Annotated in this window: 5 protein-coding genes; 4 read left to right on the forward strand and 1 reads right to left on the reverse strand. The window is 67.8% G+C overall.

Annotated features, from left to right (window positions below):
- Window positions 1-34 precede the first annotated feature (34 nt).
- Entirely contained in the window at window positions 35-769 is a 735-nt protein-coding gene (locus tag C469_RS04725) for an MBL fold metallo-hydrolase (protein WP_008004316.1), read from the forward strand.
- A 164-nt stretch (window positions 770-933) separates the two neighbouring features.
- Window positions 934-1917, forward strand: a complete 984-nt coding sequence (locus C469_RS04730; RefSeq protein WP_049911041.1) for a CPBP family intramembrane glutamic endopeptidase — start codon at window positions 934-936, stop codon at window positions 1915-1917.
- A 305-nt stretch (window positions 1918-2222) separates the two neighbouring features.
- On the opposite strand, the gene C469_RS04735 is transcribed toward C469_RS04730, so the two are convergent.
- On the reverse strand, window positions 2223-3302 hold the full coding sequence (locus tag C469_RS04735) for a PGF-CTERM-anchored ABC transporter substrate-binding protein (protein WP_008004319.1): 1080 nt from the start codon (window positions 3300-3302) through the stop codon (window positions 2223-2225).
- Window positions 3303-3364: 62 nt separating this feature from the next.
- Between C469_RS04735 and btuC the strand changes: the two genes are divergently transcribed.
- Window positions 3365-4507: a vitamin B12 ABC transporter permease BtuC gene (gene btuC, locus C469_RS04740; protein WP_049911043.1), complete on the forward strand. Its 1143-nt coding sequence runs from the start codon at window positions 3365-3367 to the stop codon at window positions 4505-4507.
- On the forward strand, window positions 4504-5775 hold the full coding sequence (locus tag C469_RS04745) for an ATP-binding cassette domain-containing protein (protein ID WP_008004321.1): 1272 nt from the start codon (window positions 4504-4506) through the stop codon (window positions 5773-5775). Before btuC ends, C469_RS04745 begins: the two co-directional genes overlap by 4 nt.
- Window positions 5776-6060: the final 285 nt, after the last annotated feature.

Genomic DNA, 6060 nt, shown 5'->3' on the forward strand with positions numbered 1-6060 from the left:
CACCCTCAAGGCGTCCGCGTCCGGAACCCCACGTATGACGGTCCACTACGACGACTTCTCGGTGGAGTGGCTCGGCTACGCGACGGCACGACTGGAGCCCGAGGACGGCCCCGTCGCCTACACGGACCCGGGGCGATACGGCGTCCTCGACGACTACTGGGCCCGCGACGGCGACCTCGTCGTCGTCACCCACGACCACCACTACGACCCCGAGGGGATCCGGTCGGTCGCGCGCGAGGACGCGACGCTCGTGATCTACGAGGCGGTCGACCCCGCGGGGATCGACCGCGACGTGGAGTCGATCGAGTCGCTCGCCGACGAGTACGACGTGGTCCGCGTCGACGACGAGGACCGCGTCGACGTGGCGACCCCGGCCGGCGAGGTCGCCGTCTGGTCGGTCGCCGCGTACAACGACCCCGAGGGCCCCAACGCCGGGCCGGACGGCTCGGTGACGCACCCGCGAGGGCTCGGCTGCGGGTTCCTGCTCGGGCTCGGCGACCGCACCGTCTTCTGGCCCGGCGACTCCGACGCCCTCGACGGGTTCGCGGAGCTCGACGTGTCCGTCTTCCTCGCGAACATCGGCGGCGGCGGGATCGTCTCTGACCGGCACGCGAGCGCGGAGCTCGCCGAGGCGATGGACCCGGACCTCGTCGTCCCGATCCACTACGACACCTTCGAGCAGCTGGAGGCGGACGGCGAGGCGTTCGCGGGCGACGTGGCCGCGCGCTCGATCCCGGTCGCGCTCGACGCGCGCTCGGCGAACCAGTAGCGCCGCCCCTGCTGAGACGCCCCTCGATCGTCGCGTGACTCGGCCACGATTACTGCGGATCGTCAGTTCCGTCGGGACCCCGAAGAGTTGTTTTCACGTCCGTTCGATCGATCGCCGAGACGATCACCCAAATTCTTTTATTATTACTGAACGACACTTTGAGTATGTCACAGAGTGCGGATAAGAATATAGGGGTTAGGGGTATTGTTAATCGGCTTTTGTACGGCACCAAAGACACGCGGTTACGGGCGACTTGGCGAGTCTGTCTCCCGTTACTCGCCGGCTTCATACCCTATCTCGGCGGTCAGATCGTGATTCCGCTTGGACTCCGCTCAGTTATTGATGACGTTTCGGGGAGGAGTGACATCCTCTGGACGCTAGTACTGCTCACGTTGTTAGCTGCGGTAATTGCCCTCAGCGGACTAATTGCGGTCATTGTCGCCTCACGACTCGATAACCGTCCCACCCGGCGGTACGGATTCAATGTATCCAGACGATGGGGAACAGAATTCCTCGTCGGAGTACTGATCGGCGTGATCGCTTCGATCGGGGCCGTTCTCTATCAAGTAGCGAGAGGGTTTGCCACCCTCCATCCTGAGCCGACCGGCGTCGGTGTCGACTCGATGCTCCTCGGGGGCCTCGCTGTCGTTGTCATGCTGTTGTTTTTTCTTTCGAACAACGTGTTTGAGGAAATTCTGTTTCGGGCGATCTTCATTCAGAATGCCGCTGAGGGTCTTCGGATGCGGTCCGTGGGGAAGACCGGCGCAGTAGTTGTCGCACTCGCGGCAAGCGCCCCGATATTCGGGATGACGCATTTACTGGGCGGCGGTGGAGTAGCTGACGTGGTGACGAGTCTTATCGGGGGCATTCTATTCGCGACGGCTTACGTACTTAGCGGACAGCTGGCGTTGCCGATAGGCGTCCACTTCGGTGGTGTGGCTATCCTCACATTCCTTCAAGAACCGGTCTCGCAGGATCCAGAGTTGACGCTACCGTCGCTCCTCGTCGCCGAAGAGATTGGAAGCGCATCTCTTGTCCAATCTGTCGAATTATGGGTTGTACGGGCCGCAATCGGTGTGCTGCTCATCTGCGGGTGGGTGTACTATTCTACCGGTGAGATTACGATTGCTGAAGGCGTGTATTCGTGAGTTGCGGGACGACAGTCCGTCACGTTCAGTATCCGTTATGAAATCCACCAGTCATTTTCAACAGATTGCTGTCAAATCCTTCGATAGATGAGAAGGGCTGACTGATGAGTACGCACCCGCGGCGAACGACGGTTTCAGACGAGAGACGTCTCGGAAGAAGATGAGTTCGACTGAGCCGATCTTTATGAATGAACGATCTGGCGCGAGTGCCGCGACGCCGTCTCGCACGGTCCGTCGTCTACCGAAGCGGTCGGATCGCTCGGAGACCGCGCGAGTACCGGCCCCCGTCGGAAGTCGCGGGCGGTCTACGGTCGCCGCGCGATCAGCGTCGCCGCGAGTGCCGCGATCAAGGCGGCGACGACGCCGAATCCGGGCGCCTGGCTCTGCGACCCGCCTTCGTCGTCGGTCGACTCCTCGCCTTCCGTCTGCAGCTCCTCGACCGCGGTCGCGAGCGTCTCCGTCGACTCGATCACGCTCCGCGGGGAGGGTTGGTTGAGGTAGTTCACGTTCATCACGACGTAGTTGCCCTCGGTCCCGGCGGTCGTGCTGGCGTAGGGCTCCTCGTCGAGGATCGACGCCTCGGGGTCGGTGACGAGGATCAGTTCGGGGTCGGTCTCGAGGATGACCTCGTTCGAGAGCTGCGGGTAGCCGTCGCCCTCCGCGGCCGCGACGTTGTTCACGCCGCCGACCTCCATGAGCGAGTTGATGAAGGTGTTGTTCGCGGCGACGTAGCCGTCACCGAGCGGGTACAACGCGTTCGGCCGGTCGAGGTCCGCGGTCCGGTCCTCGGCGTCCGCGACCGCCTCGTTCATCTCCGCGTTCGTCTCGGTGGCGGCCTCGCAGTTACCGACGAGACGCCCGGTCGTCTCCGTTTTTTCCTCGATGTTCGCGATCGAGGTCGCCGCGTCGAAGTGGTACACCGTGAGGTTCTGCGCGCGGAGGGACTCGGCCACGCTCGCGGACGACGCGTTCGGAACGAGCACGAGGTCCGGCTCGGTGCCGACGACGCGCTCGACGCTGACGCCGAACCCCTCGGCCGAGACGTTCGTCCGCTCGCTGGCGCCGTCGAGGTAGGCGGCGTACTGCGTCACGCCGACGACGCGGTCCTGCGCGCCGATCTCCCAGAGCGTCTGCGCCGCCGACGGGTTCGTCGTCGTGATCCGCTCGGGCCGCTCGTCGAGCGTGACCGTCGTCCCCGTCGCGTCCGTGACCTCCAGCGGGAACCCGCACGCGTCGTCCGTCTGGTGGACGCTCGACCCGTCCGCCGGATCCTCGATGGTCGGCGACTCCGTCGTCGGCTGTGCACCCGCGGCCGGACCCGCGACGCCGCCCATGAGGGCGGTCGCCACGAGCAGGGCCATCGCGATAACGTACCTGTCTCGCATCGCATCGACGACGGCGCTCGTCCAATAAGTATTTACCTACTACAAGTTTTGTTGGAGAACGAATGACCGCCTGGGGACGGTCGGCGGGCTGGTCCGCGGCGCTAGCGGTGGTGCTCGCCGTCGTGATGGTCGCGAGCGCCGCGATCGGTCCCGTTCAAATTCCGCCGTCGGAGGTGGTGAAGGCGGTGTTGAACGCGCTCGTCGTTCCGGCCGGTATCGAGACGACCCCGCAGAGGGTCGGACCGCTCATGCTCCCGGGCATCGACCTCGCGTACCGGTCCCCCTTCGCGTTCCCCGTCGAGGACGTTCACCAGCGGATCGTCGTCGGGGTCCGGCTCCCGCGGATCTTCATGGCCGCGCTCGTGGGGTTCGCGCTGGCGGCCGCCGGCACGGTGATGCAGGGGTTCTTCCGCAATCCGATGGCTGACCCGTCGATCATCGGCGTGTCGTCGGGCGCGGCGGTCGGCGCGGTCGCGTTCATCGTCTTCCCCGTCGCGCTGTCGACGACCCTGACGCTCCCGGTGGTCGGCGCGGTCGACGTGGCCCTCTCGCACGGCGCCGGGGTCAGCCTCTTCGCGTTCGTCGGGGCCCTCGCCGCCGCATTCGGCGTGTACGCCATCGCGACGCGGCACGGGCGGACCCCGGTCGCGACGCTGCTCCTCGCCGGCGTCGCCATCCAGACGTTCCTCGGCGCGGTCATCTCGTACCTGCAGCTGCAGGCCGGCGAGTCGCTCCGTCGGATCGTCGCGTGGCTGATGGGTCACCTCTCCGGCGCCGCGTGGAGCGATGTCGCGGTCACCGCGGTCGTGGTCCCGCCGCTGTTCGGTCTCCTGTTGGTGTACGCGCGCGACCTCAACGTCATGCTACTCGGCGAGGAGGAGGCCCAGGGACTCGGTATCGCGGTCGAGCGCACGAAGCGAATTCTGCTCGGCGCCTCGGCGCTGATCACGGCCGCGGGGGTCGCCTTCGCGGGCGTCATCGGCTTCGTCGGCCTGATCGTTCCACACATGCTCCGGCTGGTCGTCGGCCCCGACCACCGCGTCCTGCTCCCGACCGCCGCGCTCGCGGGCGGGTCGTTCCTCGTCGCCGCCGACACCCTCGCGCGGGCCGGGAGCACGGAGCTGCCGGTCGGGATCGTGACCGCGGCCGTGGGGGCGCCCTTCTTTATCTACCTGCTCGTGACCCGGGAGGTGCACGAGCTGTGACCGCCGAATCGCCCGCCCTCGGCGACGCCGACGCCTCCGCCGGCGACACCGATATCCCGCCGATCGAGGTCAGCGACCTGTCGGTCTCCTTCGGCGACGTACCCGTCGTCTCCGGGGTAGACCTCCGGGTCGAGCGCGGGTCGCTCGTGGGGCTCGTCGGCCCGAACGGCGCGGGGAAGACGACGGTCCTCCGGGCGATCAAGGGGACGCTCTCGCCTGACGCCGGCGAGGTCCGACTCGACGGCGACCCCGCCGAGTCCCTGTCCGCGCGCGAGGCCGGACGGCGGGTCGCCGGCGTCCCGCAGGAGACGAGCCTCGCGTTCGACTTCCGAGTGCGGCAGATCGTCGAGATGGGGCGGACGCCGCATCTCGGGCGATTCGACGGCCACGGGCCCGACGACGAGCGCGCGGTCCGCGAGGCGATGGACGCGGCGGGCGTCGAGCGCTTCGCCGACCGAGCGATCACCGAGGTCTCCGGCGGCGAACGCCAGCGAGTGCTACTGGCGCGCGCGCTGGCACAGGAGACGGCGTCGCTGCTGCTCGACGAGCCGACGGCGAGCCTCGACGTGAACCACGCGGTCCGGACCCTCGAACTCGTCAGAGAGCTCGTCGACGGGGGGCGCGCCGCGCTCGCCGCCATTCACGACCTCGACATGGCCGCGCGGTACTGCGACGAGATCGTCGTTCTCGCGAACGGCGGCGTCCGGGCCGCCGGCCCGCCGGAGACGGTGCTGACGGCGGACGCGCTCCGGGACGCGTTCGACGCCGAGGCGTTCGTCGGCGAGAGCCCGGCGACGGGTTCGCCGACGGTCACCGCGTTCGACGCCGGCGACGAGGGCGCGTTGGCCGACTCGCCCGACTCGGCTGACCCCGCCGACTCGCGCCGCGTCCACGTCGTCGGGAGCGGCCGACCGGCGGGACGCGCGGTCGCGCGGCTGGCCGCGGCCGGTCACGCCGTCTCCGTCGGGGTCGTCCCCGAGGGCGACGCGGCCGCCGGCGTCGCCGCCGACGCGGACGCGCCGGTCGTGACGGCGCCCCCGTTCGCGGCGGTACCTTCCGAGCGCCGGGACGAGGCGGTCGCCCTCGCGCGGGCGGCCGACGTGACCGCCGCGGTCGGGAAAGCAGGACGAGCGGGCGACGAACTCGGATCGAACATGGCCGTTCTAGACGCGAGCGACCGGATTGTGCGCGTTGACGACACATTCGGCGATGGCGACCTGCTCGACGCGGTACGCGAGAGCGACGAAGCTGACACCTCGGGCCGGTGAGATCGGCCCGAACGGCCCGGTCGTTATCGGCCTCGGAACAGCTCTGTCACAACCTGCTTGTCCAGCGATCTCTCAGTCTGAAACACCGGTCGATAGACCTGCTTTCTGATCGATCGCGGGAGTGAGTGTTGCAGATCTGTGGGGGCGATACGGTATTTAAAAAAACTGAGCGGCAGCGACGATCACTTATAAAGGACGGTGCGGTGGCGCGCCCCGGTGAGCGGCCCTGCGGGCCGCGAACCGCGAGGGACCTCCGGTCCCTCTGGCAGCCGGCGGCGGAGCCGC

It is taken from the genome of Halorubrum lipolyticum DSM 21995, assembly GCF_000337375.1.
GTDB lineage: Archaea > Halobacteriota > Halobacteria > Halobacteriales > Haloferacaceae > Halorubrum > Halorubrum lipolyticum.

Excerpts from the sequence above, each read along its gene's own strand:
- C469_RS04730 (WP_049911041.1), top strand. The coding sequence starts at position 934 with ATGTCACAGAGTGCGGATAAGAATATAGGGGTTAGGGGTATTGTTAAT.
- C469_RS04725 (WP_008004316.1), top strand. The coding sequence starts at position 35 with ATGACGGTCCACTACGACGACTTCTCGGTGGAGTGGCTCGGCTACGCG.
- C469_RS04735 (WP_008004319.1), bottom strand. The coding sequence starts at position 3,302 with ATGCGAGACAGGTACGTTATCGCGATGGCCCTGCTCGTGGCGACCGCC.
- btuC (WP_049911043.1), top strand. The coding sequence starts at position 3,365 with ATGACCGCCTGGGGACGGTCGGCGGGCTGGTCCGCGGCGCTAGCGGTG.